This window comes from Microlunatus parietis, from assembly GCF_013407955.1.
Lineage (GTDB): Bacteria > Actinomycetota > Actinomycetes > Propionibacteriales > Propionibacteriaceae > Microlunatus > Microlunatus parietis.
Genome location: NZ_JACCBU010000001.1, coordinates 1490017 through 1514343 on the forward strand (window position 1 = coordinate 1490017; position 24327 = coordinate 1514343).

Here is a 24327-nt window from a genome sequence, read left to right on the forward strand (position 1 = left end):
AGCTGGTGAGGTGGTGCGGGAGGGTCAGGAGTTGATCGCGTCCCGGAGCCGCTGGGAGACGTCGGCCAGCACCTCGTCGACCGGCTGCTCGGCCAGGGATTTCATGAACGGCTCCACCTTGACCGGACCGGTGTAACCGGCGGCCCGTACCGCGGCCATGAAGCCGGCCAAGTCGATCACGCCGGTCGCGCCGGGCAGCCGTCTGTCGAGGTCCTGCTGCTCGTCGCGCTCCCGGTCGTCCCGGGCGTCGTTGATGTCGACCGAGACGATGTCCGCGTCGGTCAGCCCGGCAAGATCGGCCGCGGACTCGCCGGCGGTGTACCAGTGGTAGGTGTCCAGGATCAGGCCGATGTTGGGCCGGCCGACCTCGGCGATCAGCTCCCGCGCCTCGCCGAGCGAGTGCAGGAACGGGAAGCGTTCGGTCGACCAGAACGTCTTCGGGCCGATGTATTCCAGGCCGAGCCGCAGGCCCGCATCGGCGAGCAGCTCGCCGACGAGGTTGAGCCGGCTGACGTGCAGCACCCAGTTGCGCCGGTAGTTCAGGTCGTCGTGCATCGGCCGCAGCCAGGTGCCGACCGACGTCACGCCGGCGGCGGTGAGCAACTCGAGGGTCGCCGGGAGGTCGGTCAGCGCGGCCCGGAACTCCTCCGCCGGCGCGGTCAGCGGCACCGGCAGCCCGGCGATGCCCCACTGCAATCCACGCTCCCGGACGGCCGCGGCGTGTTCGGCGATCGCTGCCGTGCCGTCGAGACTTCGCAGGAACCCGAGGTCCGGATCGACACCGCCGAATCCGTGCTTCTCGGCGAGATCGATGGCCGTGGGATGGTCGAGGGACAGTCCGAGAGCGCCCGCGCTCAGGTTCGAGAACATGATCATCATCGTAGGGCGGCGCGGCGCCCGGCCGGCCGCCGGGGACCCGGCCTTTCACTCGGTGAACTTGATCATTCGCCGTGATCGATTCCCTGCGGCAGCCGATCCGGGTCCCAGCCGAGTTCGGAGACCGCCGACGAGAAGGCGTACCGGTCGGTCATGCCGGCGACGTACGTGACGGCGGCTCGGACCGCGGTCTCGGTGCCGGCGTCGTCGTCCGGCGGCTCCGGCATCGCCTCGGGATGGGCGGCGTAGAACTCGACCAGGGCGTGCAGCACCTCGATCACCGCCCGGGACTGCTCGCGCGACGCCGGCCGGACGTAGATCCGCTCGTAGTTGAAGTTGCGCAGTTCGGCGAGCGCGGCGGCCTCGGCGGGTTCCATGCCGACGGTGCCGTACCGGTCGATCGTGTCGGCAACCGCCCGGATGAACGTGCCCAACTGCTCGCGCCGGGTCCGGCCGGCGACCTCGGCGACCTGTTTCGGTACGTCGTCCAGGGTGACGATGCCGGCGTGGATCGCGTCCTCCAGATCATGCGCGCAGTACGCGATCCGGTCGGCCCAACTGACGATCTCGCCCTCGATCGTGCTCGGCGCGGGCCGCGACCAGGAGTGGTTGCGGATCCCGTCCAGCGTCTCGGCGCACAGGTTGAGCCCGGACAGCACGACGTTCGCACCCCACGGCCCGTGGTCGTAGCCCTCCGGAATGAACGCGTCGAAGGCGTCCTCGCTGGCGTGGCCGCCGGGACCGTGGCCGCAGTCGTGGCCGAGCGCGATCGCGTCGGCGAGGGTGACGTTGACGCCGGCCGAACGGGCGATCGAGGTCGCCACCTGGGCCACCTCGATCGCGTGGGTCAGCCGGGTCCGCTGATGGTCGGTGGGATGGACGACGACCTGCGTCTTGCCGGCCAGCCGGCGGAACGCGGCGGAATGCACGATCCGGTCACGGTCCCGTTCGAAACAGGTCCGCTCCGGGTCCGGCGCCTCCTGCCGGGCCCGATGACCGGCCCCCTCGGCCACGGTCGCGCCCGGCCGCAACAGCAGCCGCTCGCGTTCCTCCCGCAGCTCCCGGGTCACCAGCGGCGCCGGCCGCATCGTCAGGGACGAGTCGCTATGGGCTCGCACGACACCGTCATGATCATGACCGGCCATCGTCTCGGCCCAGGCCCGGGCGCGGGCCGTGATCTCGGGATCGCTCACCCGCCGAGCGTAACGAGTCCGGCGAGAACCCCGGTGGCCGAGCCGCCCGCCACGCCCGCTCGGCGGTTGGGTGACGGATGGGCTCAGCACTCGACGACGAAGGCCCCGGCCCGGACGCCGGCCAGGGTGACCGCCACGGCCTGCTCGACCGCGCGGCGATCCAGCCGCTGGTCGGAGAGCAGCAACCGGTAGTACAGCGGCGCGGAGACGGCGGTGATCACGGCGACCGGGTCGGTGCCGGGCGGTGCCTCGCCGCGGTCGATCGCCTCGACGACACAGGGCGCCCAGGTACGCAGCCGGGTCCGGTAGAAGTCGTGCAGCGCCCGCGCACACTCGGGGTCGGTCGTCGAGGCGGCGATCACCGCGCGGAAGATCGGGCCCTGCCGACGGCTGTTCAGCGTGCGCTGGACCAGGCGGGCGTTGGCCAGCAGGTCCGTCTCGAGGCGCCCGGTCCGGGCCCGGGGTTCAGACCGTTCCGCCATGTCGGCGAGCAGGTCGGCGATCAACCCCGAGGCGGTACGCCAGCGTCGGTAGACCGTGGCCCGGCCGACGCCCGCCCGCCGAGCCACGTCGCCGAGATCGATCCCGGCCGGCCCGTGCTCGACGATCACGTCCTCGGTCGCCACCATCACCGCGCGCCGGACCCGGGCGGTCCGTCCGCCCGGGCGCTCCATCGCGATCACCATGCTTAACGAGACTCCCGTTGGTCCTGCCGGCCCGCTCCGACGCATTCTACTAACGAGATCAGCGTATCAATAGGAGGATGATCATGGAGTTCCGACGACTCGGAGGGTCCGGGCTCAAAGTCCCGGTGCTGAGCTTCGGCGCGGGGACGTTCGGCGGTCGCGGGCCACTGTTCAGCGGCTGGGGCAACACCCAGGTCGCGCAGGCCCGGGAGTTGATCAACATCGCGGTCGACGCCGGTGCGATCATGATCGACACCGCCGACGTCTATTCCGACGGGGCCTCCGAGGAGATCGTCGGCGCCGCGATCCGGGGCCGGCGGGACCAGGTGCTGCTGTCGACCAAGGCCGGTCTGCCGACCGGGTCCGGCCCGGCCGACGCGGGAACGTCGCGGTCCCGGTTGATCGGCGCGGTCGAGGCCGCGCTGCGCCGGCTGGGCACCGATCACCTCGATCTGTTCCAGGTGCACGGTTTCGACGCCGCGACCCCGGTGGAGGAGGTGCTGAGCACCCTGCAGCAGTTGGTCCAGCAGGGCAAGCTCCGCTACATCGGCGCCTCGAACTTCGCCGGCTGGCAACTGATGAAGTCGCTGCACGCCAGTGATGATCATGGTTGGCCCCGCTACGTCGGTCACCAGGTGTACTACTCCCTGGTCGGCCGCGACTACGAGGCGGAACTGATGCCGCTCGGTCTTGATCAACAGGTCGGCGCGCTGGTCTGGAGTCCGCTCGCCTGGGGCCGGCTGACCGGCCGGATCCGCCGCGATCACCCGATTCCGCCCGGCAGCCGGTTGCACACGACGGCCGAGTTCGGGCCGCCGGTGGACGACGCCCTGCTCTACGCCGTCGTCGACGTCTTGCTGGATATCGCCGAGCAGACCGGCCGTACCGTGCCGCAGATCGCGCTCAACTGGCTGATCGGCCGGCCGACCGTCGCCTCGGTGATCATCGGCGCTCGCGACGCCGACCAGCTTCGGCAGAACCTCGGCGCGGTCGGCTGGAGCCTTGATCCCGAACACGTCCGGCGCCTCGACGAGATCAGCTACCGGGTCCCGCCGTACCCGCACTTCCCCTACCACCGCCAGGAGGGCTTCGCGCGGCTGGCACCCCCGCTGTTTCCGGCCGTCAGTTCAGGAGCAGTCCAGCACCGTAGCTGAGGAATTCGCCGAGGCACGGCGTTCAGGTCGGGTACGAGGGCCCGGAGCGCGGCCGAGATCGGAACGGCCAGGGCGGCGAGCACCAGAGTCGCGAGGACGCACCGAGCCCAGCCCGCTTCCCGGCGATGCCGCAGCAGCAGGACGAACTCGATGATCGCGACGACAAGAGCCGCAGCGGCGGCCACGGCCGACGCCGGACCGCTGCTGCCGGCCGCTCCGAACCCAGCCACAACGACGGTCAGGGTGAGGGCCAGGTCGGCGAACTGCCCCAGTTGAGTCGGCACGCCCGCCAGGTCGAAGGTCTCGTCGCGGAAGCGGACGCACCAGCGGAGGAACATCAGGACCAGGACCACGCCCACCGCCGGGACCGTCTCGGCGAAGGTCGGCAGCCGGTGGCCGGCGTCCCCGAAGACCCAGCTGATCACCGCCGCGACGAGGAGGATGCCGGCCGCCGTCGCGATGCTGTCCGGCAACGCCTGGCCGGGCGGAAGGCGCCACCGCGGCAGCGGTCGCGGCGCGGTGGCGGCCTTGGTCCAGAGCTGGACGCCGCCGGCCTGGACCAGGCGCAGCTAGCCGACCCCGATCAGCAAGATCGCGCCCGGCATGATCGCGCGCAGGTCCCAGGGATGGTCCGCGCTCACCAGTCGGCGGCGAAGCCGAGCACCAGCGCCGTCTGCAGGAGCAAGATCAGGAACCGGTGCAGCGGCACGGCCAGCAGGCGGGGCCCGAGCCGGAGGATCAGTCCGAACATCACTGTCGCGATCATGGTCGCCTGGATCGCCTCGCCACAGAGGATCGCGGTGGCTCGTGGATCGCCACAGCCGGAGCGGGCTAGGGTCTGCCGGTGACCTCTTCGTCGGGCGCCGAACCGAAGGCCGGTCCGGCGTTCGTGATCGCCCACACCGTGTTCCGGCTCGCCCAGGCGACGACCGTGGCCAGCATGATCAGCTTCCTGCTGGTGCTGGCGCTCGGCCTGTTCGTCGAAGAGGGGCCGGAGGTGCTGCCGCCCGGCTGGCCGGCCGGCCGGCTCGTCGCCGAGGCCCTGCTGCCGACCCTCGCCGCACTCGGCCTCGGCCTGCTCGTGATCGGGCCTGCGCGGACGGCGCAGCAGATCACCCTGGCCGGTCTCCTGATCCGGGCCGGGGAACAGCCCGGTGCCGGGCTCGCGGTGCCCGATCCGCGGGGTCCGGTCAGCCGGAGGCCGTACCTGATCTCGATGATCACCGCCGTCGGCCTGCTCATCGCCGCGCCGGTCGTCCTGGGGGTCGCGTTCGACCGGCTCGACGGCTCGCGTCCGGTCGTGATCAGCGCGGCTGCCCTGCTGGTCGGTGCGGTGATCGCCATCCCCTGCCTCGTGATCGCGGACCGACGTTGGCGGGCGGAGGCGCTACCCAGGCTGGCGGGACACCTGACGCCCGAGCCGCCGGCGGCCGCAGGCTTGCGCGACAAGGTGACCCGGTCCGACCAGGGCAGGTTTCGTCCGGTGGCTTGGCTGTACGTCCTCGGCACCGTCGCCCTACTGATCGTCAACTGGCTCCGGAACCCGGACTCGGGGCGGGTCAGCGTCGATCGGGGAACCGTGCTGGCCTCGGTGATCGAGTGGCTGGTGATCATCGGCTGCGTCATGATCGTTCTCGCCGCCGTGGCCAATCTGCTGGTGCGGTTGATCCGCGCGATCGCCGGGCTGATCCGGTTGGGCGGCCTGATCAACGCGCCGGTCGATCCGGCCCGGCCGGCTGATCCGGCACCGGCCGACGCGGATCCGGCCGGTCAGCTGTCCTTGGTGCTGGCCGGGTTCGGTGTCGTCGTCGGCGAGTGGCTGTTCGCCCTGAACCGGCTGAGTTCGATCCCGTACCCGTCGCTCGCCGGGCTGGCGGCCGCGCTTCCGATGATCAACATCGCCTGGCTGGCCCTCATGATCATCGTCGCGGTGGGCACCGCTGCCGCGTGCCGGTTCGCCGGCTGGGCACGGAATCGGCTCCGCGGAGTGCTCAGCGACGCCTGACCCGGGCCAGGCGCTCCTTCTTCGACAGCCGGGTCCAGCCCCAGGCGCCGGCCGCGCAGATCACGGCGGCGATCGGGACCGAGCCGTACATCGCCAGCGGTGAACGGTGGTAGACCACATCCCGGGAGGTGGCCGTCAGCCGAGGCCGACGCCGACGATGATCAGGACCCGGCGGACGACCCGCGCCGTATCGTCGGCACCATCAGCCACCCGAGACGCCGATCTCGGCCGCGGCAAGATCGAGATCGCGGCCCGAGTCGTCGTCCAGCCATCCTTCCGGCAGCGCCACCCGGTCCCGCGGCGAGCCCTGACGCCCGCGCGGCAGCCCGAGTTCGCCGACCGGGAACTCCAGGTCCGGATCCAGCTGGCCGAGCGCCCGGTCAAGATCATCGAAGCTGGTGATCAGGCCGAGCTGCCGGCGGATCTCGCTGCCGACCGGGAATCCCTTGAAATACCAGGCCATGTGCTTGCGCAGGTCGGTCAGCCCGTGCCGCTCGTTGCTCAGCCCGGCCAGCAGCTCGGCGTGCCGGCGGACCATGATCGCGACCTCGCCGAGCCGGGGCAGGGTCCGGGTCGGCCGGCCGGCGAACGCATCGGCAAGATCACGGAACAGCCAGGGCCGGCCGAGACAGCCGCGGCCGATCACGACGCCGTCGACACCGGTCTGCTCGACCATCCGCAGGGCGTCGGCCGCCTCCCAGATGTCGCCGTTGCCGAGCACCGGGATGCTCACAGACGCCTTGAGTTTCGCGATCGCGTCCCAATCGGCCACGCCGGAATAGGCCTGCCGCGCGGTCCGGCCGTGCAGCGCGATCGCCGCGCAGCCCGAGTCCTCGGCGATCCGGCCGGCGTCCAGGTAGGTGAGATGATCTTCGTCGATGCCCATCCGGGTCTTCATCGTCACCGGCACGCCGTAGCGTTCGCCGGCTGTGACCGTCGCGCGCAGGATCGCGGCCAGCCGGTCCCGTTTGTACGGCAGCGCCGCTCCCCCGCCCTTCCGGGTCACCTTGGGCACCGGGCAGCCGAAGTTCAGGTCCAGGTGGCCGACCCCGTACTCGTTGCAGAGGATCTCCGCCGCCTCGGCCATGATCAGCGGATCGACGCCGTACAGCTGAACCGAGCGGATCTTCTCGCCCGGGTCGAACTGCAGCATCTGCACCGTCTTGCGGTCACGCTCGACGATGCCGCGCGACGTGATCATCTCGCACACGTACAGCCCGGCGCCCTGCTCCCGGCACAGCTGCCGGAACGCGGCGTTGGTGATGCCCGCCATCGGCGCAAGCACCACCGGCGTCTCGACCAGGTGCGGTCCGAGCCGGAGGCTCTTGTGGGTCTCGACGGTGTCTGTCATGACGGCGTGATCCCTACGACGCCCGGCAGATCGCCGAACTTGGCCTTCGCGTCGAGCGAGACGACGGTCCGGCTCGACTCGAGTGCATGAGCTGCGATGATCAGATCATGCGCGCCGCGAGTCGTTCCAGAACGACGGGTATACGCGAGCAGCTGGGCATGGTGAGTGGCAGTCCGCGAGGTGTAGTCGAGCACTTCGAGTTCGGCAAGGAAGACGTCGAGGCTCCGCGAACGCGCTGCTGCCCGCGGTTGAGAGTCGGCCAGTTCGATACCGACCCGATACTCGGCAAGAGTCACGGCAGCAATCACGACTTGATCATCGTCGAAGATGGACTGCTCGAGCTTCCCGCGCTCGTAGGCGATCAGCACACCCGTGTCCAGAATCAACTTTCGGCCCACGGGTCCCTCACGTCGCTCGAGACGAAGGACAGCGCAGCGGCGATGTCGGCCTCAAATTCGTCGTCCGGCGGCGGAATGGCGGCCTTCTCGAGTGCGAGCCGCAGGTCCCGACCCGTCTTCTTCGGAGCCGGGGACACAGTCGCGACGGTGCGACCGTGCCGCACGATGGTGATCGTCTCCCCGTGCTCAGCCCGGTCCAGCACCGCGGAAAAGTTCCGCGACGCTTCGGCAGCGGTCATGGTGGTCACGGATTCAGAATATCTGAATCCGTGCCGGCAGCCAACTTCTGCCCGTCATACTACCGCTGGTAGGATAGCGCCCATGGCCAGCAAGAAGTATTCGGTGAGTCTGCCCGAGGAACTTGCCGAGGACGTACGCGCACGCGTCGGACCCGGCGGATTCTCCGCGTACATCGCGGCGGCCCTCGAACAACAGGTCGCCATGGACAAGCTCGGTGAACTCGTCGCGGACTTCGAAAAGAACCACGATCCGCTGACCGAAGAGGAGATCGAGGCCGCGCGCAAGGAACTCACCCATCACCGCGACGGGTCCTCAGGGGCTGCCGCTTGATGGCGGGCACTCTGCTGCTGGACTCCGAGGGATTGTCGAGGCTTTACCTGCAGGAGCCGCGCATGCTTGCGAGAGTCGAGGTTGCGCGACAGGAAGGCATCCGTATCGGAACGACGACGATGACTCGCCTTGAGGCCGAGCAGGCTCGAGTGCACCGGTCTCGAATCGCCTGGACTCTTTCCCACATTGATGTGCATCCCATCACTCGCGAGGTCGGTGATGGAGCCGCCGAGCTGCTGCGAACGCATGGGTTGAGCGGTCACAAACACGCCATTGACGCGACGTTGGCAGCGATCGCGCGGTCGGCACCTGCGCCGGTCACGGTTGCGACCTCCGATCCCGAGGATTTGGAGCTGCTGTGCGGACCGGCGATCGAGATCCTCAGGCTCTGACCTGATTCTTAGGAAGCGGCCGCTCGGACCAAGGCGGTCCCGCGCTGCTCGGTCCAATTTCCCGAGTGCAGAGCCGACTCCTCCTGAAGGCGGCGCAGCCCTTGGCGTAGCTCGTGTCCGTCGAGATCGGGATATCGAGCCTTCGCATCGACCACCGCGGTGGACGCCAGGCGTTCGGCATCGATGCGCCGGTCCCGCAGGACGCGTTCGCTGGTGACCTCGCCGAATCCCGCTGCAGACAGCCAGTTCGTGATCATGGAAAGCCCCGGCAGCCGGGCGAGTTGGGCGGCGGCCACGGTCGGAAACAGTCGGTACGGCAGCGATCCCGCCGCGTCGGCCGGCAGCACGGTCTTGATCAACAACGATCCGCCCGGCCGGAGCAGCCGACGGGCCTCGGCGACCGCCTGAGCCGGATCGGGCAATCGGTGCAGCAGCAGGGACATGATCGCGCAGTCGACCGAGCCGTCGGCCAACGGCACGGCTTGCGCATCGGCGACCAGCCAGCGGACCGGTGAGTCCCGCCCGCCGGCGTACCGAACGAACGTCGCCGAGAGGTCGCAGCCGAGGTCGAGGACCAGGTCGCCGGCGCCGATCGGCCCGAGCCCGGCGAGCCGGGACACCCAGACGTCCACGGAATCCCTGCTGTAGCGGCGATCGAAGTCCTGCGCGGAGCCGAGGTCGGCCCAGCGTGACAGTTGCCCACGCCCGGTCATGATCAACACCGTAGCCCGAGATCGTCGTCGTCGGTTTCGTCCAAGACCCGCAGGGCTCCCGACACTAGAGTCGGCCTCCTCAGCAACGACTTGGAGGAGGTTTCGGTGGCACGGGAGTTGGTCTGGACCGGGTTCATGTCGCTCGACGGCGTGATGGATTCGCCGGGTGGCGAGTCGGAGGGGCATGACGGCGGCGGCTGGGTGTTCGACGTGGAGTTCTCCGAGGAGGCGTACTCGCTGAAGAGTGAGGAGCTCGAGGACACGGCCGCGCTGATGTTCGGCCGGCGCAGCTACGAGGCCTTCGCGCCGATCTGGCCGGGCTCGGAGGATCACGCGGCCTACAAGGAGATCCCGAAGTACGTGGTCTCGTCGACCCTGGGCGAGGACGCGCTGGTCGACGGCTGGGGCCCGATCACCGTCCTCCGGTCCACCGAGGACGTCGCGGCCTTGAAAGAACAGGACGGCGGCGGGATCTTCATTCACGGCAGCCCCACGCTCGGCCTGCGACTGGCCGAGGCCGGCCTGATCGACCGGTACAACCTGCTCGTCTTCCCGGTCCTGCTCGGCGCCGGCAAGAGCGTGTTCCCGCGGACCGACCCGGGCAAGCAGAAGCTCCGCCTGCGCGACGCCGACAGCTATGCCAACGGGGTGGCGAAGCTCGTCTACGAGGTGGTGCGCTGACCGACCTCGAGCGCGATCGCCCCGCCCGCGCCGGCCCGGAGCTGGCCGGCCGTCCGGCCGACGTAGCGGCGCAGCGCCCGGGCCAGATGAGGCTCGTCGTAGTAGCCCAGCTTGTCGACCACGTCGGCCGCCGGCACGCCGTCACCGAGCAGGACGGCTGCTGTCCGGGCCCGCTCGATCTGCCGGACGGCGCCCTGCCGTAGCCCGGTCGCGGCCCGGAACCGCCGCTCGACCGTGCGCTCGGTGACCGGTGGCCGCCCGCCGCGCAACACCTCCGCGACCAGCGGGTCGCGCTCGATGACGCCCCGCCGGACCAGCCGCTCGACCAGGGCTTCGGCGTCGTCGGCACCGGGCGTCGGCCACCGGACGCCGTCCAGCCGGAACGACCGCCGGGTCGTGTCGGGCAGCATCAGGCCGCCGTCGAGCAGGTCCGTCCCGGCCACCGCCCGGAGCGAGGTGCCGACGGCGAACTGGATCCCGACGAACATGGCGCCCTCGGGCACCGGTGCGGTCCCGGTCCGGCTCTCCGGTCCGGCGACGCTCGCGTACGACCTCCCCAGCTGCTGCCAGAACACCAGGCCCCAGGTCTCCGAGGCGACCGAGGTCATCTCCGAGACCTGGTCGCTCCGGCAGGTCCACACGGTGGCGATCCACGGCGAATCGGACGCGCGCGAGCCGAACTGCAGGCGCATCGGACTACCGCGGGTCCATGATCAACAGCCGATCAGCCTGGTCGCCAGGTAGTCGGTGATCTTGTCCAGCGACACCCGCTCCTGCGCCATCGAGTCCCGCTCGCGGACCGTGACAGCATGATCATCAAGGGTGTCGAAGTCGACCGTGATGCAGTACGGCGTGCCGATCTCGTCCTGCCGGCGGTAGCGGCGGCCGATCGCCTGGGCGTCGTCGAAGTCGACGTTCCAGTTCTTGCGTAGCTCGGCGGCAAGATCACGGGCCTTCGGGGACAGCGCCTCGTTGCGGGACAGCGGCAGGACGGCGGCCTTCACCGGAGCGAGCCGATGATCAAGCCTGAGCACGGTCCGCTTGTCCACGCCACCCTTGGTGTTCGGCGCCTCGTCCTCGGTGTAGGCATCGATCAAGAACGTCATCAGCGATCGGGTCAGGCCGGCGGCCGGCTCGATCACGTACGGGGTGTAGCGCTCGTTCTTGGCCTGGTCGAAGTAGGACAGGTCCTGCCCGGACGCCTTGCTGTGCGTCGAAAGGTCGAAGTCGGTCCGGTTGGCGATGCCCTCCAGCTCGCCCCACTCGCTGCCCGCGAAGCCGAACCGGTATTCGATGTCGACGGTCCGGGTGGAGTAGTGGGACAGCTTCTCCTTCGGGTGCTCGAAGTGCCGCAGGTTGTCCCGGTCGACGCCGAGGTCGACGTACCAGTTGGTCCGCTCGTCGATCCAGTACTGGTGCCACTCCTCGTCCGTCCCGGGCTCGACGAAGAACTCCATCTCCATCTGCTCGAACTCGCGGGTCCGGAAGATGAAGTTGCCCGGCGTGATCTCGTTCCGGAACGACTTGCCGACCTGCCCGATGCCGAACGGCGGCTTCTTCCGCGTCGTCTGCACCACGTTGGCGAAGTTGACGAAGATGCCCTGCGCGGTCTCCGGCCGCAGGTAGTGCAGGCCGGACGCATCCTCGACCACGCCGAGGTAGGTCTTGAGCATCCCGTTGAAGTCGCGCGGCTCGGTGTACTGGCCGCGGGTGCCGCAGTGCGGGCAGGGGACGTCGGTCAGCGGGACGTCGTCGGGATTGTCGATCCCCTTCCGCTCCGCGAACTCCTCCTGCAGATGGTCCGCCCGGAACCGGCGATGGCAGCTGAGGCATTCGACCAGCGGATCGGTGAAGACGTCCAGGTGCCCGGAGGCCTGCCAGACCGGCGTCGGCAGGATCACCGAGGAGTCCAGCCCGACCACGTCCTCGCGGGAGGTGACCACGGAACGCCACCACTGCCTCTTGATGTTCTCCTTCAATTCGACGCCGAGCGGGCCGTAGTCCCACGCGGAGCGCGTACCGCCGTAGATCTCACCGGCCGGAAAGACGAATCCGCGCCTCTTGCAGAGGCTGGTGACATTGTCCAGACGACTTGCGGCGGCCACGTGCTGCTCCAATACGGTGATGAAGGATTTTCTCTCGCGGTACGGGATTCGCACCGACGCCTCAGGATAACGGCCCGAGCCCGGAACCCCGGGCCTGGTTTTCGCCGACCAGCTCCGCGTCGTCGTACGCGCTCGGCTCGTCGATCGCGACCGAGAGCAGCGGCACCACGACCGACTTCGCCTCGAACCCCTGCAGCGCCCGCCGGTAGGAACCGACGTCGGCCCACCGGGTGGTGATCGTCCACAACTCCGGATCGTCCAGGTTGCGCCCGAAGTCGACGCTGCGGAAGCCCTTCGCGGCCTCCAGCACCCGCACCGCGGCGGCCGCCCGGTCGGCGAACGAGGCGGCCTCGGCCACCGGGACCCGGAAGCGGCTGATCGCGATCATTCGGACGAGGATAGGGCCTGATGACCGAAATCCAGCGCGCGTTCGCCGAGCAGGGCCGAAACGGACTCGTTCGAGCGGAGTGAGCTGGATCCCGGACACCTCCCTACACTGGTCAGATGTCCGAGCCGACACAGCCCACGTTCCGCCAGTCGATGGAGCGGGTGAGCCGGCCGGCCCTGGTCCGCCTGACGGCCCTGCCGCGCCTGATCATCCCGATCGCGACGCTCGCCCTGGTCGCCGTGGGAGCCTTCGCACCGCTGCCAGTGGCCATGATCGCGTTCCTGCTGGTGTTCGCGTTCATCGCCTGGATCTCGTACCTGTCCTGGCCCGCGATCCCCACCAGCGGCAAGGCGATCCGCGCCGTCATGCTCGCCCTGATCGCCGTGCTGGCGATCACCCGCTTCTGACCGGCCCATTCGGGGACGATCGGGTCCGCGCACCGCGACCGGATCGTCCCCTTTCTCCTGCCTGCACGGAACGCCCGGGCCGGCGGATTTGACGGGGCCGAGTATCTTATTGAAAATGGTTTTCATGCATAGGTTCCCGCGCGCGCTCATCGGCCTGGTCACGTCGTCATTCCTCCTCCTTGCTGCGGCGTGCGGGTCCCCAACCGGAACCGGAGGGAGCGCGGCGCAGCCTGGTCAGCTGTCCGTACTCACCTCGATCTACCCGTTCCAGTTCATCGCCGAGCGCGTCGCGGGGCCTCATGCACAAGTCCAGAACCTGACCCAGCCCGGAGCCGAACCGCACGATCTCGAGCTGACCCCGCAGCAGGTGGCCGAGCTGGCCAAGGCCGATCTCGTCGTGTACGAGAAGACGCTGCAGCCCGCCGTCGACGCCGGGGTGGAACAGAACGCCGGCGACAACGTGCTGGAGACGTCGACCGTCGTCCCGCTGCAGCCGGTCGCCGCCGAGGAACACGATCACGGCGAGGGCGAGGAGACCGAGGAAGGCGGGGAGCACGAGGAGCACGATCACGGCGGCCTCGATCCGCACGTCTGGCTCGATCCCCACAACATGATCACGATCACGAAGGCGGTCGCCGAGCGGCTCGCCGCGATCGATCCCGATCATGCCGCCGACTACACCGCCAACGCCGACGCGCTGACCAAGGAACTGACCGGCCTCGACCAGGAGTACGCCAGCGGCCTGAAGCAGTGCGAGCGCAAGGAGTTCATCACCAATCACGCCGCGTTCGGCTACCTGGCCAAGCGCTACGGCCTGACCCAGCTCGCGATCAGCGGGATCAGCCCGGACGCCGAGCCGTCGCCCGCCCGGATCGCCGAGATCCACGAGGAGGCGACCGAGCACAAGATCACCACGATCTTCTACGAGACGCTGGTCTCACCGGCCGTCGCGGAAGCGATCGCCGCCGACCTCAAGCTGAAGACCGATGTTCTCGATCCGATCGAGGGCATCACCCAGCAATCGCGCGGTACGGACTACCTTGAGATCATGCGTGCCAACCTCACCGCGCTGAAGTCCGCCAACTCATGCAGCTGACTTCCGCCGAGACCGTCCTGGAGGCCACCGACCTGTCGGTCGAGCTCGGTGGCCTGCCGGTCCTGCGCGGAATCAGCCTCAGCGTCGGGGTCGGCGAGACGGTCGCCCTGCTCGGTGGCAACGGTTCGGGCAAGTCCACGCTCGTCCGCACGGTGGTCGGGCTGCTGCCGTACCAGCACGGCACGATCGCCCTGTTCGGCCGGCCGCAGCGGCTGTTCCGGTCCTGGCGACGGATCGGCTACGTGCCGCAGCGGACTCCGGTCGGCACCAGCGCGGCCACGGTCCGCGAGGTCGTCGGCGCCGGGCTGCTGGCCCAGCGGCCCCCGTTCCTGCCGGCCGGGAAGGCCCACCGGCGCGCGGTCACCGAGGCCCTGGAGGTGGTCGGGATGGCCGGCCGGGCCGGCGACCGGGTCTCCTGGCTCTCCGGCGGCCAGCAGCAGCGGGTCCTGATCGCCCGCGCCCTGGTCGGCAAGCCGCAGTTGTTGATCTTGGACGAGCCGACCGCCGGCGTGGACCTGGAGCACCAGCAGGTGCTGGCCGGGGTGCTGGACCGGCTCACCGACAACGGCACCGCGATGCTCGTGGTGCTGCACGAGATCGGTCCGCTCGCCGAGCAGATCGACCGGGCCGTGGTCCTGCGGGAGGGACGCGTCGCGTACCAGGGCAGCCTGGCCGGGATCCCCGGCCTGCACGCCGGCGGCCACGAGTGCGAGGAGCCCGCCGCACCGGATCCGATCGGCGGCGCGATCCTGCAGCAGACCGACCTGGTCCGGCCGAACGGCAGTCAGGGGAACGGCCGGCCATGATCGAGATCTTGCAATATCCCTTCATGCAAAGGGCTTTGCTCGCCGCGTTGCTGACCGGGCTGATGGCGCCCGCGATCGGGAGTTACGTGGTGCAGCGGCGGCTCAGCCTGCTCGGCGACGGCCTCGGCCATGTCGCGATCGCCGGGGTCGGGCTGGCCCTGCTCACCGGCCAGCAGCCGATCCCGGTCGCCGTCGTGGTCTGCGTGATCGGCGGGGTGATCGTCGAGCTGCTCCGGCAACAGGGCAAGGCCACCGGCGACGTCGGCCTGGCGATCTTGTTCTACGGCGGGTTGGCCGCCGGGGTGCTGATGTCGGGGATCGCGGGCGCCGGGGCCGGGGCGCTGTCGCAGTATCTGTTCGGCTCGCTGACCAGCGTGACCGACGGCGATCTGATCATGGTCGCCGTGCTCACCGTGGTGGTGCTGGTGCCGACGATCGGCCTGGCGCCGCAACTGTTCGCGGTCACCTCCGACGAGGACTTCGCCCGGGTGCAGGGGCTCAAGGTCCGGCTCTACAACCTGATCATCGTCGTCGTCGCCGCGATCACCGTGACACTGGCGATGCGGACCGTCGGGCTGCTGCTGGTGAGCGCCCTGATGGTGATCCCGGTGGCCGCCGCCCAGAACCTCACCCGCGGCTTCAGGGCCGGCCTGGTCGGCGCGATCGTGATCGGCGTCGTCGTCGCCGTCGGCGGCGCGACCGCCTCGTTCTACGCCGACTCCCCGCCCGGGGCGATGATCGTCGTCCTCGCGATCGCCGTCTTCGCGCTCAGTTGGCCTTTCTCGATTCTTGCGACCCGCCGTCGTAAAGTGCTCCCCGTGCTACCGGAACTGAGCGAGGACCTCGACCAGCCGACGCCGCACGAACCGGCGCCGGACCATCCGCACGAGCACAACGAGGTCTGTGGCCACCAACCGGTACGCCACGGAGACCACATCGACTACGTCCACGACGGACACCGACACGCCCCGCACGCGGGCCACTACGACGAGCACTGAGCTGGACGACATGCCCGAGAGCCACGCGACCGCATCGCCGCAGCGCCGGACCCGGCAGCGGGCCGCCGTCCACGCGATCATGTCCGACCTGGACGAGTTCCGTACCGCACAGCAGATCCATGACGTGCTGCGCGGCAACGGAGACCGGATCGGGCTGACCACGGTCTATCGCACGCTGCAGTCGATGGCCGACGCCGGCGAGGTCGACGCGCTGCGGACCGGTGACGGCGAGATGGCGTACCGCCGCTGCTCGACCGGGCACCACCATCACCTGGTCTGCCGGGTCTGCGGCCGCACGGTCGAGGTGACCGGACCGGCAGTCGAGCGGTGGGCCACCCGGGTGGCCGAGGAGAACGGCTTCCGCGAGGTCAGCCACGATCTGGAGATCTTCGGCACCTGCGCCGAGCACTGAGCCCTTGAGACACCTCTTGCGGACGTCCCCAATCGTGCGTCAAGGTCGTCCGTAACGTACCGATCTGCGCGCAACGATGCTCTCGCGGGTCGATCAGACGGTGCGGCCGGCTCATGCTTCGGGAGATCCTGCCATGTCTTCAGCATTCCCACTGCGACGCCGTCGGATCCTGCAGCTCGGCGCCGCGTCCCTGGCGACCGCAGCGGTCGGAAGTTCGACGACCTGGCCTGCCCGGGCCGCGACGCCGACCGTGTACGACGAGGCCTCGCTGTCCTGCGAACTGTCCGGCTTCGGCGTCCACGGCAGCACCGGCTACCTGACCAGCCGCGGTCTCTCGCCGGTCCGCCATCTCCGGTACGACTTCGCCAACCGGCAGGTCACGAACCTCTCCTACCTGCCGGTGACCGGCGCCAACGGCAAGCAGAACGACGGCGCCTACTGCCTGCACCCCTCGCCGGACGGCTCGGTCGTGTATTCGGCGCCCTGGTCCGGCAGCGACCTGTACCGCTGGAGCACCAGCACGCAGGCGTTCACCCGGGTGGCCACCAGTCTCGGCAACCTCCCGTACGCCATGGATGTGGCGCCCGACGGCAAGGTCTACGTCGGGCTCTACGACCCGGCCGCCGGAGCGATCGTCCGCGCGTACGATCCCGGCACCGGCACCGTGACCTCGCTCGGGCAGGCTGTTCCGGCCGCCACTTCGCTCTACGCCCGCTGGCTCTCAGTCGACGCCGACCACGTCTACGTCGCCACGACCCGGGACGGCGTCCTGGTCCGCCGGCCCCGCAACAGCGGCGCCTGGACCGAGCTGCACCGGATCCCGAAGCCGGACGGAGTGACCGTCACCGGCTACAACGGCATCGCACTGAGCGCCTCGAAGGTGTACGCCCTCAGTGGTCGCACCGTGCTCCGGATGAACCTCAACGGCACCGGGCTGGAGACCCTCACCGCTCCGGCGTCGCTGGACCGGCTCGTGCACGACCCGGCCACCGGAGCGCTCTACGTCGCCGATGTCGACCGTGCGATCCACCGGCTCTCGGACGGTTCGAGCACCTTCGTCAAGCTGGCCCAGTCGACGTCCACGCTGCGCCACGCCGGCATCGGACTGGCCGACCCCGGGCTGCTCGTCGGTTGCACCGAGGACGGCATCGTCTGGGACCTCGCCCTGGCCACCGGCGCCTATCAGGAACGGAATCTGGCCGAACTCGCGCCACAGGCGGCCGGTGGCGAACTCGTCCACTCGCTCTGTGCCTCGACGAGTGCGAGCGTGGCCTGGGTCGGCGGGCGCAACGCGGTCACGATGCACAACGTCTCGACCGGCGCCTCCATACGGTATCCGGTCCGGGGTGAGGCCAAGGCGGTCGGCGTCTGCGGGAACGACCTCGTCGCCGCCATCTACCCCTCCACCGAGCTGCACGCGATCGACCGCACGACCGGGGCCCAGCGGACCCTGGCCCGGATCCAGAACGACCAGTACCGGCCAATGGATCTCGAGGTCGACGACGCCACCGGCCGCGTCTTCATCGCCACGAAACCCAACAAGGGCGTCGCCGACGGGGCCCTGGCGGTGATCAAGCCGGCGGTCGCGAACAGCCTCCAGGTGCTGAAGGGCCTGCTGCCCGGACAGGCCGTGGTCTCGGTCGACCTCGACGCCGGCAAGATCTTTCTCGCCGGTGACCGCTCGGCCGGTGACGAGGCGGTGCCGCCGGGCGCGGCCGGCGCCCAGATCACGGTCCTCAACCTCGCCACGCTGGCGGTCGAGAGGACCTTCACCCCGCTCGGCGAGGGCACCGCCCTGATGAGCATCGCTCACCTCGACGGCCTCGTTTACGGCGTATACAAGGTGCCGTCCGGCTACTGGTTCGCCTGGGACCTCGCGCAGGGCAAGCGGGTGGCCGGCTCCTCCAAGGACGCCAACGGGAACTGGGTCCGGATGCTGCCCGGCTACGGCGAGGTGGTCCGGCACGGCGGCCACGTCTTCGCCGCCGTGATCGCCGAGTCGGCCGCCGACGTCCACCTGTACCGACTCGGCCCCGGACTCACGAACGCCGTCCTGCGCAACCAGGACCTCGGCCGGTCCTGGTACACCTTCCCACAGCTCGGCTTCATCGGCTCGTCCATGACCGCCTGGACGCTCTCGAACCGGAAGCTCGCGAAGGTCGACCTGACCGTGTGACTGGTCGATGAGATCAGGGCGGGCCGACCTGGCATGATGACCGGATGACCGCGGCCGAGCAGGCGAGTGAGGCGGAAACGCCTGCGCCGCCACGGTTCTCCTGGGGTCTGATCCCCGCCGCGGGCGTGTCCGCTTCCGCGGTGCTGCTGTTCGGCGTGCAGCATCAACTCTCCGGCTATCTCACCCTGGCGATCAGCATCGTGGTCGCGATGCTGCTGGATCGCGACCTCGGCAAGAGCCTGCTGCTGATCGGGATCGGATTGGCTCCGATCGGCCTGATCTCGCTCGAGGCCGACATCAGTTGGTTCAACTTCCTCCGGATGGGCGGCGTACTCGCGTTCGCCGCGAGCGCGCCGTACTTGATCGACCGGTTCATCCTGAAACGTCACGTGATCCGGTTCCCGGTCAACACCGGTCGGCGTTGGACCAGACTGGAGCGCTGGTACCTGGTCGTCGTCGTCGCACTGGCCTGGCTGATCCTGCCCTTCTACTTCATCAGGTCCGGCACCTACCTGAACTGGCCTGCGGTCCACGAGACGAGCGAACTGATCAGGCTCGGCGTCGCCGTGAACGCCGTCGGACTGTGGGACGAGTTGTTCTTCATCTGCACCGCGTTCGCTCTGTTCCGGCGCCACTTCCCGATGTGGCAGGCCAACATTCTTCAGTCCATCATCTTCGTGTCGTTCCTGTGGGAACTGGGCTATCAGAGCTGGGGTCCGCTGCTCACCATCCCGTTCACCCTGGTCCAGGGCTACATCTTCAAGCGGACCCGATCACTCCCCTACGTCGTCTGTACGCACCTGATCTTCGACTGTGTGCTGTGGTTCGTCCTGGTCCACGCCCACAACCCCGGCTGGCTGCCGATCTTCATCTACTGACCGTCAGCAGATCGCCTTCGTCCATGTTCGCGCTCCTGTCGCCCCATCCATGTCGCGATTTCTCTTCGCACCAATCGGTAAGCGCTTGATCCCGCCCGAATCGTCCCAAGCCAAGAGAAATCGTGACATCTCCCGCTCGGACGCTGACCGCACCTGCCCACCCGCCCCACGAGTTCGGTCTCACCCGCCGACCCGACGCCACTGCCGCCCGCCCAACCGCGGCTGATCACCGAACGGACCTACATGGCCGAAGCCGCCCGCACCGCGATCCCGAACCGGCCCTCCCTCCCCTGCACCGACCGGGCAGTTCCGCAGCGACACGCCCCTTCGACAGGCTCAGGACTGGCTACGCCTGCTTTTGTGACCGGTCGGCGGGTTTTCTGGGGGTCAGGCCTTGCCGTAGCGGCGCTCGCGGTCGGCGTAGAGCTCGATCGCTCGCCAGAGGTCCCGGCGGTCGAAGTCGGGCCAGAGGCGGTCCAGGAAGACCATCTCGGCGTACGCGGACTGCCAGACCAGGAAGTTCGAGGTCCTTTGCTCGCCGGAGGACCGGACGAAAAGGTCGACGTCGGGGATGTCCGGTTCGTCCAGGAAGCGACGGAACCGGTCCTCGGTGAGCCGGGACGGGTCGAGCCGGCCGGCCGCGGCCTCCTCGGCGATCCGGCGGGCGGCGTCGACGATCTCGGCCCGGCCGCCGTAGTTGACGCAGAACTGCAGGGTGATCACGTCGTTGTCTTTCGTACGGGCCTCCGCCGCCTCCAGCTCGGAGATCACGCTGCGCCACAGCCGGGGCCGCCGACCGGCCCAGCGGATCCGTACCCCCATCGCGTCGAGCTCGTCCCGCCGGCGCCGGATCACGTCGCGGTTGAAGCCCATCAGCCAGCGCACCTCGTCCGGCGACCGGCGCCAGTTCTCGGTCGAGAACGCGTACGCCGACAGGTACTTCACGCCGACCTCGATGGCCCCCTCGATCACGTCGAACAGGGACGACTCCCCCGCCGAATGCCCGTCGGTACGGGGCAGCCCGCGCGCCTTGGCCCAGCGGCCGTTGCCGTCCATCACGATCGCCACGTGCCGCGGCAGCTTGGCCGCTGGAATCCGCGGCGGCCGGGCACCGCTCGGGTGAGGAGTGGGCGGCGTGCGCTGCCCGGAACGTCTTGGCACGTAGGGGACAATAGCCGGGTGCCGACCTACTCCGATGAGGCCGTCGTCCTCCGGACCCACAAGCTGGGCGAGGCCGATCGGATCATCACCGTCCTCAGCCGTCGGCACGGCAAGCTGCGCGCGGTCGCGAAGGGGATCCGGCGCACCTCCTCCAAGTTCGGGGCCCGGCTGGAGCCGTTCTCCCGGGTCGATCTCCAGTTCGCGGTGGGCCGGTCGCTGGACGTGATCACCCAGGCGGTCACGCTGGAGCCGAACAGCGACGAACTCGGCCAGGACTACCGCAAATACACGGCCGGCCACGCGATGGTCGAGACCGCCGACCGGCTGGTCGCCGAGGAGCGGGAACCGGCGGTGCAGCACTACCTGCTGCTGGCCGGGGCGCTGCGGGTGCTGCAGTCGGGCACCCGGGACGGGCCGCGGACGCCGTCGATGATCTTGGACTCCTACCTGCTCCGCGCGGTCGCCATCGCCGGTTACGCACCGTCGTTCGTCGACTGTGCCCGTTGCGGGCTGGCCGGTCCGCACGGGGCCTTCTCCCCCACCTCCGGCGGGGTGGTCTGCGAGCCGTGCCGGCCGCCCGGGTCGAGCCGGCCGGCTCCGGACACGCTGGCGCTGCTCAGCGCCCTGCTGGAAGGCCGCTGGGAGGCGACCCGCAACCAGCCCGAGGCGGTCGTCGCCGAGGCCAGTTCGATCACCGGCGGCTACGTCGCCTGGCACCTGGATCGCAACCTCCGTTCACTGGCGCATGTCGAGCGTTGACCCCGACTGGGGGCCGCCCGATCCGTGGGGCCGCTTCAACGAGACTCCGGTGCGCCACCGTCCGTACCGCGCCGCGTACGTCTTCGCCGTGATCATGGCCGTGATCGCGTTCCTGGCGGTCGCCGTGCCGGTCGGGATCCCGTTCCTGGTCTCCCGCTGGACCGAGCAGCCGCCGGTTGTGGCGCCCGATCCGGCCGGCGGCCGGCCGGGAGTCGGCGACCCGTACTTCCCGGACTACGGCAGCAGCGGCTACGACGCGATCAAGTACACGATCTCGGTCGACTGGGACCCGGCCGCGAAGCGGCTGAGCGGCCGGACCGTGATCACCGCTCGGGCCGACCAGACGCTGCCGTCCTTCTATGTCGATCTTGCCCTGCCGGTCGAGTCGGTCCTCGTGGACGGCGCACCGGCGCGGCACGCCAAGGCCGGCTTCCAGGATGTCAAGATCACGCCGAGGGAACCGGTGCCGGCCGGCCGCGACTTCAAGATCACGATCGAGTACGCCGGCGAGCCGGGAGCCGTGCAGCGCAACGAAACCCGGGCCTGGTATGCGACCGGCCAGGAGTGGACGGCGGCCGGCGAGCCGGAGAGCGCGGCCTGGTGGTATCCGTCGAATGATCATCCGTCGGACGTCGCGCTGATGGACGTCAGCGTCCGGGTGCCGGCCGGCTTCGAGGTGATCAGCGTCGGGCGACTGGAGTCCCGGGACACCGCCGAGGAGGCCGACCACGACACCTGGCGCTGGATCGCCCGGCAGCCGATGGCCACCTATCTCAATTTCATCTCGATCGGGCAGTACCAGATCAAGGAAGGCGTCGCAGCCGGGCGGCCGTACCTCTACGCCGTCTCGGAGCAGCTGACGGAGCCGGAGCGCAAGATCGCGTTCGCCCAATTGGAGAAGTCGGAGTCCATGATCACGATCATGGAGGAGGCGTTCGGGCCGTACCCGTTCAGCGAGTTCGGCGGCGTCGTCCCGGTGCATGACTTCTGGTTCGGCGGGCTGGAGACACAGACCCGGCCGATCTACCAGCGGCAGGCGATCCTGGACGACGACTTCGCGCCGGAGTTGATCATGCACGAGTTGGCCCACATGTGGTACGGCAACCACGTCACGCTGGCCCAGTGGGACGACATCTTCATCAACGAGTCGTACGCGACCTGGGCACAATGGCTGTACCGGGAGCGAACCGGCCGACAGCCGGCGGCCGAGGCGTTCGCGGACATGTACGGAAGGGTCAAGGACCGGCCCGACTTCTGGCGGGTGACCATGATCGATCCGGGCCCCGGTCAGCTGTTCAGCACCGTGTACGCCCGCGGCCCGATGACCCTGCAGGCCCTGCGAACCGTGATCGGCGACGAGGCGTTCTTCGCCCTGGCCAGGGAGTGGGCCGCCGATCCGGGCCCGCGCAGCGTCGAGCAGTGGATGGCGGCCGCCCAGGCCAAGACGTCGACGGACCTCGGGCCGTTCTTCGACGCCTGGCTGAGGTCGACGTCGGCACCGGATCCCACCGCAGCGAATGGCTTCGGCTGACGGTATGGTGCGGAGTCTGCGACTCAGTTCGGGAACGACCCCGGACCGGATCGGACACGACGTCGTACTCGGGGGCATCGAGTAGGAGGAACGGGTGCGGAAGCGCCGGCCATCGTCGCCGAATTCGCCCAGGTCTGGGCGCGTCCTCGGCGTCGCCGGCATCGCGATGATCGCGATCGCCGTCTTTGGCGTGGTCTTCGTCATGGCGAACCGGCCCAGCCCGGTGACCACGGCGGCCGAGCCGGCCAGCGCCGCGCCGGCGACCTCGTTGGCCGAGTTGCCCGCGAGCAAGGCGCCGACCCCGATGGTGAACGAGCACTCGCGCGCCCCCGACGACGGGCCGGACGACGAACCGGAGGCCGGGAACGAGCCGCCGTCGCGCGCGCCCTCTCCGTCGCCCACGCCGACCGAGGTCTCGACCCAGCCGCGGGCGCCGTCGCAGGGTACGCCACCGCGGCCGGAACAAAAGCAGCCACCGATCACCGAGAGCAACCTGCCCGCGGCGGCGGACCTCGCCTGGCGCGCGGCGGGCGAGTGGCAGGAGGAGCCCGCAAGCGACGCCACCGGCGACCGTCCGCCGTCGGTCTGCGTGCCGTCGATGACCGTTCTGGCCAACCCGGACACCCTGCTCCGGCGCGACTACCTCCTGCCCGGCGTCGGCCGCAGCACGGCGATCACGGTCGACTACGCCACCGAGGCCGAGGCCGAGGCCGCGTACACCGAACTGGGCCGCAGTGTCCGCGAGTGCCCGGCCCTGCTACGCCAGCAGGGCTACGTCCAGCCGAGCCCGGTCGCCGTCCAGCCGGTGCCGCTGCCGGAAGGCATCGTCTCGGAGCACCTGCGCCTGGAGTACCAGTTCCGGAAGGCGAAGCCGACCACCGAGAGCATCGGCCTGCTCCGCGCCGGCAACCGGCTGCTGATGATCTCCATGGTGACCCCGGCCGCCGACACCAGCTGGGCCAAGGATCCGTCCGGCGAGCCGCAGGACCACCCGATGCTGCGCACCCTGCCCGCCGCGGCCGCCCGCCTCATCGGCTAGGACCGGCCCCGGCCCATCCGATGCTGGAAATCCCGCACCGACTTCGGCTGAAGGCCTCGCCGAAACGCTGAGCGGCGGCCATGGTTTGCGACTGTCAGGCCTCTGTCGACTGCTGAGCCACGAGCCTCCTCGTGCGGGCGGAGGTAGACCCTACGGAGGTTACGTTGGGCGGAAGCTCGGGCGACCAGTTCGGGCGGGCACTGAACGAGTGGTCCCGGGTGCCGGCGGAGAGCCGGCGTACATGGAGGAGTTGCGGATGAGTCGAGTGCTCTCGACCGAGGAAGCCAAGTCGGCGATCCGGCAGATTCAGGCGATTGTGACCGGTGGTCTGACGGATCAGATCTCACAGCTGGACACGCAGGGGCAGAAGTTGTCGCAGCCGGACAACTGGGATGGTCCGCTGGCGGCGACGTTCCGGAGTTCGACGTGGCCGGAGACGAAGGCCGCGTTGGACAAGGCGAAGCAGGAGTTGGACGACCTGCGGGGGCAGCTGGAGAAGATCTCGACGAACATCTTCAGCGCGGGCGGCGGTAGCTGACTGCGGTTGTCCCA

General features: G+C 69.5%; 29 protein-coding genes. 16 read left to right on the plus strand and 13 right to left on the minus strand.

The annotated features are described in order from the left end of the window. Nucleotides 1-24: 24 nt before the first annotated feature. From BKA15_RS07055 to BKA15_RS07065, 3 genes are all read right to left on the minus strand, one after another. Nucleotides 25-870: a sugar phosphate isomerase/epimerase family protein gene (locus tag BKA15_RS07055; RefSeq protein WP_179749325.1), complete on the minus strand. Its 846-nt coding sequence runs from the start codon at nucleotides 868-870 to the stop codon at nucleotides 25-27. 71 nt (nucleotides 871-941) lie between these two features. Then, nucleotides 942-2021, minus strand: a complete 1080-nt coding sequence (locus tag BKA15_RS07060) for an HD domain-containing protein (protein WP_179758299.1) — start codon at nucleotides 2019-2021, stop codon at nucleotides 942-944. Between the two features lie 131 nt (nucleotides 2022-2152). Beyond that, on the minus strand, nucleotides 2153-2743 hold the full coding sequence (locus BKA15_RS07065) for a TetR/AcrR family transcriptional regulator (RefSeq protein WP_246322281.1): 591 nt from the start codon (nucleotides 2741-2743) through the stop codon (nucleotides 2153-2155). Nucleotides 2744-2832: 89 nt separating this feature from the next. Here BKA15_RS07065 and BKA15_RS07070 point away from each other — a divergent pair, with 89 nt between their 5' ends. After that, nucleotides 2833-3909, plus strand: a complete 1077-nt coding sequence (locus BKA15_RS07070; RefSeq protein ID WP_246322282.1) for an aldo/keto reductase — start codon at nucleotides 2833-2835, stop codon at nucleotides 3907-3909. On the opposite strand, the gene BKA15_RS07075 is transcribed toward BKA15_RS07070, so the two are convergent. After that, the gene (locus BKA15_RS07075) at nucleotides 3825-4382 is read right to left on the minus strand and encodes a hypothetical protein (protein WP_179749329.1); all 558 of its coding nucleotides are present in this window, start codon (nucleotides 4380-4382) and stop codon (nucleotides 3825-3827) included. The genes BKA15_RS07070 and BKA15_RS07075 overlap by 85 nt on opposite strands. A gap of 164 nt (nucleotides 4383-4546) precedes the next feature. Continuing rightward, the gene (locus BKA15_RS36285) at nucleotides 4547-4675 is read right to left on the minus strand and encodes a hypothetical protein (protein ID WP_281385197.1); all 129 of its coding nucleotides are present in this window, start codon (nucleotides 4673-4675) and stop codon (nucleotides 4547-4549) included. A 78-nt stretch (nucleotides 4676-4753) separates the two neighbouring features. Between BKA15_RS36285 and BKA15_RS07080 the strand changes: the two genes are divergently transcribed. Then, entirely contained in the window at nucleotides 4754-5914 is a 1161-nt protein-coding gene (locus tag BKA15_RS07080; protein WP_179749331.1) for a hypothetical protein, read from the plus strand. Between the two features lie 202 nt (nucleotides 5915-6116). Here BKA15_RS07080 and dusB read toward each other — a convergent pair whose 3' ends face one another. Genes dusB through BKA15_RS07095 form a run of 3 tightly spaced genes read right to left on the minus strand, consistent with a single transcriptional unit; the run spans nucleotide 6117 to nucleotide 7902 of the window. After that, nucleotides 6117-7265: a tRNA dihydrouridine synthase DusB gene (dusB, locus tag BKA15_RS07085; protein ID WP_179749333.1), complete on the minus strand. Its 1149-nt coding sequence runs from the start codon at nucleotides 7263-7265 to the stop codon at nucleotides 6117-6119. Continuing rightward, complete coding sequence (locus tag BKA15_RS07090; RefSeq protein WP_218871112.1) at nucleotides 7262-7651, minus strand: type II toxin-antitoxin system VapC family toxin; 390 nt, start codon at nucleotides 7649-7651, stop codon at nucleotides 7262-7264. Before BKA15_RS07090 ends, dusB begins: the two co-directional genes overlap by 4 nt. Continuing rightward, on the minus strand, nucleotides 7648-7902 hold the full coding sequence (locus BKA15_RS07095) for a type II toxin-antitoxin system Phd/YefM family antitoxin (protein WP_218871869.1): 255 nt from the start codon (nucleotides 7900-7902) through the stop codon (nucleotides 7648-7650). Before BKA15_RS07095 ends, BKA15_RS07090 begins: the two co-directional genes overlap by 4 nt. An 82-nt stretch (nucleotides 7903-7984) precedes the next feature. On the opposite strand from BKA15_RS07095, the gene BKA15_RS07100 reads away from it, so the two are divergent. After that, nucleotides 7985-8233: a hypothetical protein gene (locus tag BKA15_RS07100; protein WP_179749340.1), complete on the plus strand. Its 249-nt coding sequence runs from the start codon at nucleotides 7985-7987 to the stop codon at nucleotides 8231-8233. Next, nucleotides 8233-8625: a PIN domain-containing protein gene (locus tag BKA15_RS07105; RefSeq protein ID WP_179749342.1), complete on the plus strand. Its 393-nt coding sequence runs from the start codon at nucleotides 8233-8235 to the stop codon at nucleotides 8623-8625. The genes BKA15_RS07100 and BKA15_RS07105 overlap by 1 nt, the downstream gene beginning before the upstream one ends. An 8-nt stretch (nucleotides 8626-8633) precedes the next feature. Here the strand turns inward: BKA15_RS07105 and BKA15_RS07110 are convergent, their stop codons facing one another. Then, nucleotides 8634-9338, minus strand: coding sequence for a class I SAM-dependent methyltransferase (locus tag BKA15_RS07110; RefSeq protein ID WP_179749344.1), 705 nt, complete (start codon nucleotides 9336-9338; stop codon nucleotides 8634-8636). A gap of 105 nt (nucleotides 9339-9443) precedes the next feature. Between BKA15_RS07110 and BKA15_RS07115 the strand changes: the two genes are divergently transcribed. Continuing rightward, nucleotides 9444-10019, plus strand: a complete 576-nt coding sequence (locus BKA15_RS07115) for a dihydrofolate reductase family protein (protein WP_179749346.1) — start codon at nucleotides 9444-9446, stop codon at nucleotides 10017-10019. Here the strand turns inward: BKA15_RS07115 and BKA15_RS07120 are convergent. From BKA15_RS07120 to BKA15_RS07130, 3 genes are all read right to left on the minus strand, one after another. Continuing rightward, the gene (locus tag BKA15_RS07120; RefSeq protein ID WP_179749348.1) at nucleotides 10001-10711 is read right to left on the minus strand and encodes a helix-turn-helix domain-containing protein; all 711 of its coding nucleotides are present in this window, start codon (nucleotides 10709-10711) and stop codon (nucleotides 10001-10003) included. The two genes, BKA15_RS07115 and BKA15_RS07120, sit on opposite strands and share 19 nt — an antisense overlap. Before the next feature lie 21 nt (nucleotides 10712-10732). Beyond that, nucleotides 10733-12124 (minus strand): glycine--tRNA ligase, encoded by a 1392-nt coding sequence (locus BKA15_RS07125; protein WP_179749350.1) that lies wholly within the window; start codon nucleotides 12122-12124, stop codon nucleotides 10733-10735. 61 nt (nucleotides 12125-12185) lie between these two features. Continuing rightward, nucleotides 12186-12512 carry an antibiotic biosynthesis monooxygenase family protein gene (locus tag BKA15_RS07130; RefSeq protein ID WP_179749352.1) on the minus strand — a complete coding sequence of 109 codons (327 nt, stop codon included), beginning with the start codon at nucleotides 12510-12512 and terminating at the stop codon, nucleotides 12186-12188. Between the two features lie 116 nt (nucleotides 12513-12628). Between BKA15_RS07130 and BKA15_RS07135 the strand changes: the two genes are divergently transcribed. The 7 genes from BKA15_RS07135 (at nucleotide 12629) to BKA15_RS07165 (ending at nucleotide 19285) form a co-directional block, all read left to right on the plus strand. Further along, nucleotides 12629-12919 carry a DUF6703 family protein gene (locus BKA15_RS07135; protein WP_179749354.1) on the plus strand — a complete coding sequence of 97 codons (291 nt, stop codon included), beginning with the start codon at nucleotides 12629-12631 and terminating at the stop codon, nucleotides 12917-12919. Between the two features lie 88 nt (nucleotides 12920-13007). Further along, nucleotides 13008-14015: a metal ABC transporter substrate-binding protein gene (locus BKA15_RS07140; protein WP_246322283.1), complete on the plus strand. Its 1008-nt coding sequence runs from the start codon at nucleotides 13008-13010 to the stop codon at nucleotides 14013-14015. After that, a complete protein-coding gene (locus BKA15_RS07145) occupies nucleotides 14006-14821 on the plus strand; it encodes a metal ABC transporter ATP-binding protein (RefSeq protein ID WP_179749356.1) in 816 nt (271 codons plus the stop codon). The genes BKA15_RS07140 and BKA15_RS07145 overlap by 10 nt, the downstream gene beginning before the upstream one ends. Next, on the plus strand, nucleotides 14821-15819 hold the full coding sequence (locus tag BKA15_RS07150; RefSeq protein ID WP_376766826.1) for a metal ABC transporter permease: 999 nt from the start codon (nucleotides 14821-14823) through the stop codon (nucleotides 15817-15819). Before BKA15_RS07145 ends, BKA15_RS07150 begins: the two co-directional genes overlap by 1 nt. Nucleotides 15820-15829: 10 nt before the next feature. Further along, nucleotides 15830-16231: a Fur family transcriptional regulator gene (locus tag BKA15_RS07155; RefSeq protein ID WP_179749358.1), complete on the plus strand. Its 402-nt coding sequence runs from the start codon at nucleotides 15830-15832 to the stop codon at nucleotides 16229-16231. Nucleotides 16232-16364: 133 nt separating this feature from the next. After that, nucleotides 16365-18407, plus strand: coding sequence for an NHL repeat-containing protein (locus BKA15_RS07160; protein ID WP_179749360.1), 2043 nt, complete (start codon nucleotides 16365-16367; stop codon nucleotides 18405-18407). Nucleotides 18408-18451: 44 nt separating this feature from the next. Further along, the gene (locus BKA15_RS07165) at nucleotides 18452-19285 is read left to right on the plus strand and encodes a CPBP family intramembrane glutamic endopeptidase (RefSeq protein WP_179749362.1); all 834 of its coding nucleotides are present in this window, start codon (nucleotides 18452-18454) and stop codon (nucleotides 19283-19285) included. 387 nt (nucleotides 19286-19672) lie between these two features. Here BKA15_RS07165 and BKA15_RS07170 read toward each other — a convergent pair whose 3' ends face one another. Next, complete coding sequence (locus tag BKA15_RS07170; RefSeq protein ID WP_179749364.1) at nucleotides 19673-20446, minus strand: isoprenyl transferase; 774 nt, start codon at nucleotides 20444-20446, stop codon at nucleotides 19673-19675. A gap of 18 nt (nucleotides 20447-20464) precedes the next feature. On the opposite strand from BKA15_RS07170, the gene recO reads away from it, so the two are divergent. The 4 genes from recO to BKA15_RS07190 all read left to right on the plus strand — a co-directional run bounded on the left by recO (nucleotide 20465) and on the right by BKA15_RS07190 (nucleotide 24313). Continuing rightward, nucleotides 20465-21205: a DNA repair protein RecO gene (recO, locus tag BKA15_RS07175; RefSeq protein WP_179749366.1), complete on the plus strand. Its 741-nt coding sequence runs from the start codon at nucleotides 20465-20467 to the stop codon at nucleotides 21203-21205. Next, complete coding sequence (locus BKA15_RS07180; protein ID WP_179749368.1) at nucleotides 21192-22736, plus strand: M1 family metallopeptidase; 1545 nt, start codon at nucleotides 21192-21194, stop codon at nucleotides 22734-22736. The genes recO and BKA15_RS07180 overlap by 14 nt, the downstream gene beginning before the upstream one ends. A 94-nt stretch (nucleotides 22737-22830) precedes the next feature. After that, nucleotides 22831-23775 (plus strand): hypothetical protein, encoded by a 945-nt coding sequence (locus tag BKA15_RS07185; protein WP_179749369.1) that lies wholly within the window; start codon nucleotides 22831-22833, stop codon nucleotides 23773-23775. Nucleotides 23776-24016: 241 nt separating this feature from the next. Continuing rightward, nucleotides 24017-24313 carry a pyrophosphorylase gene (locus BKA15_RS07190; RefSeq protein ID WP_246322284.1) on the plus strand — a complete coding sequence of 99 codons (297 nt, stop codon included), beginning with the start codon at nucleotides 24017-24019 and terminating at the stop codon, nucleotides 24311-24313. Nucleotides 24314-24327: the final 14 nt, after the last annotated feature.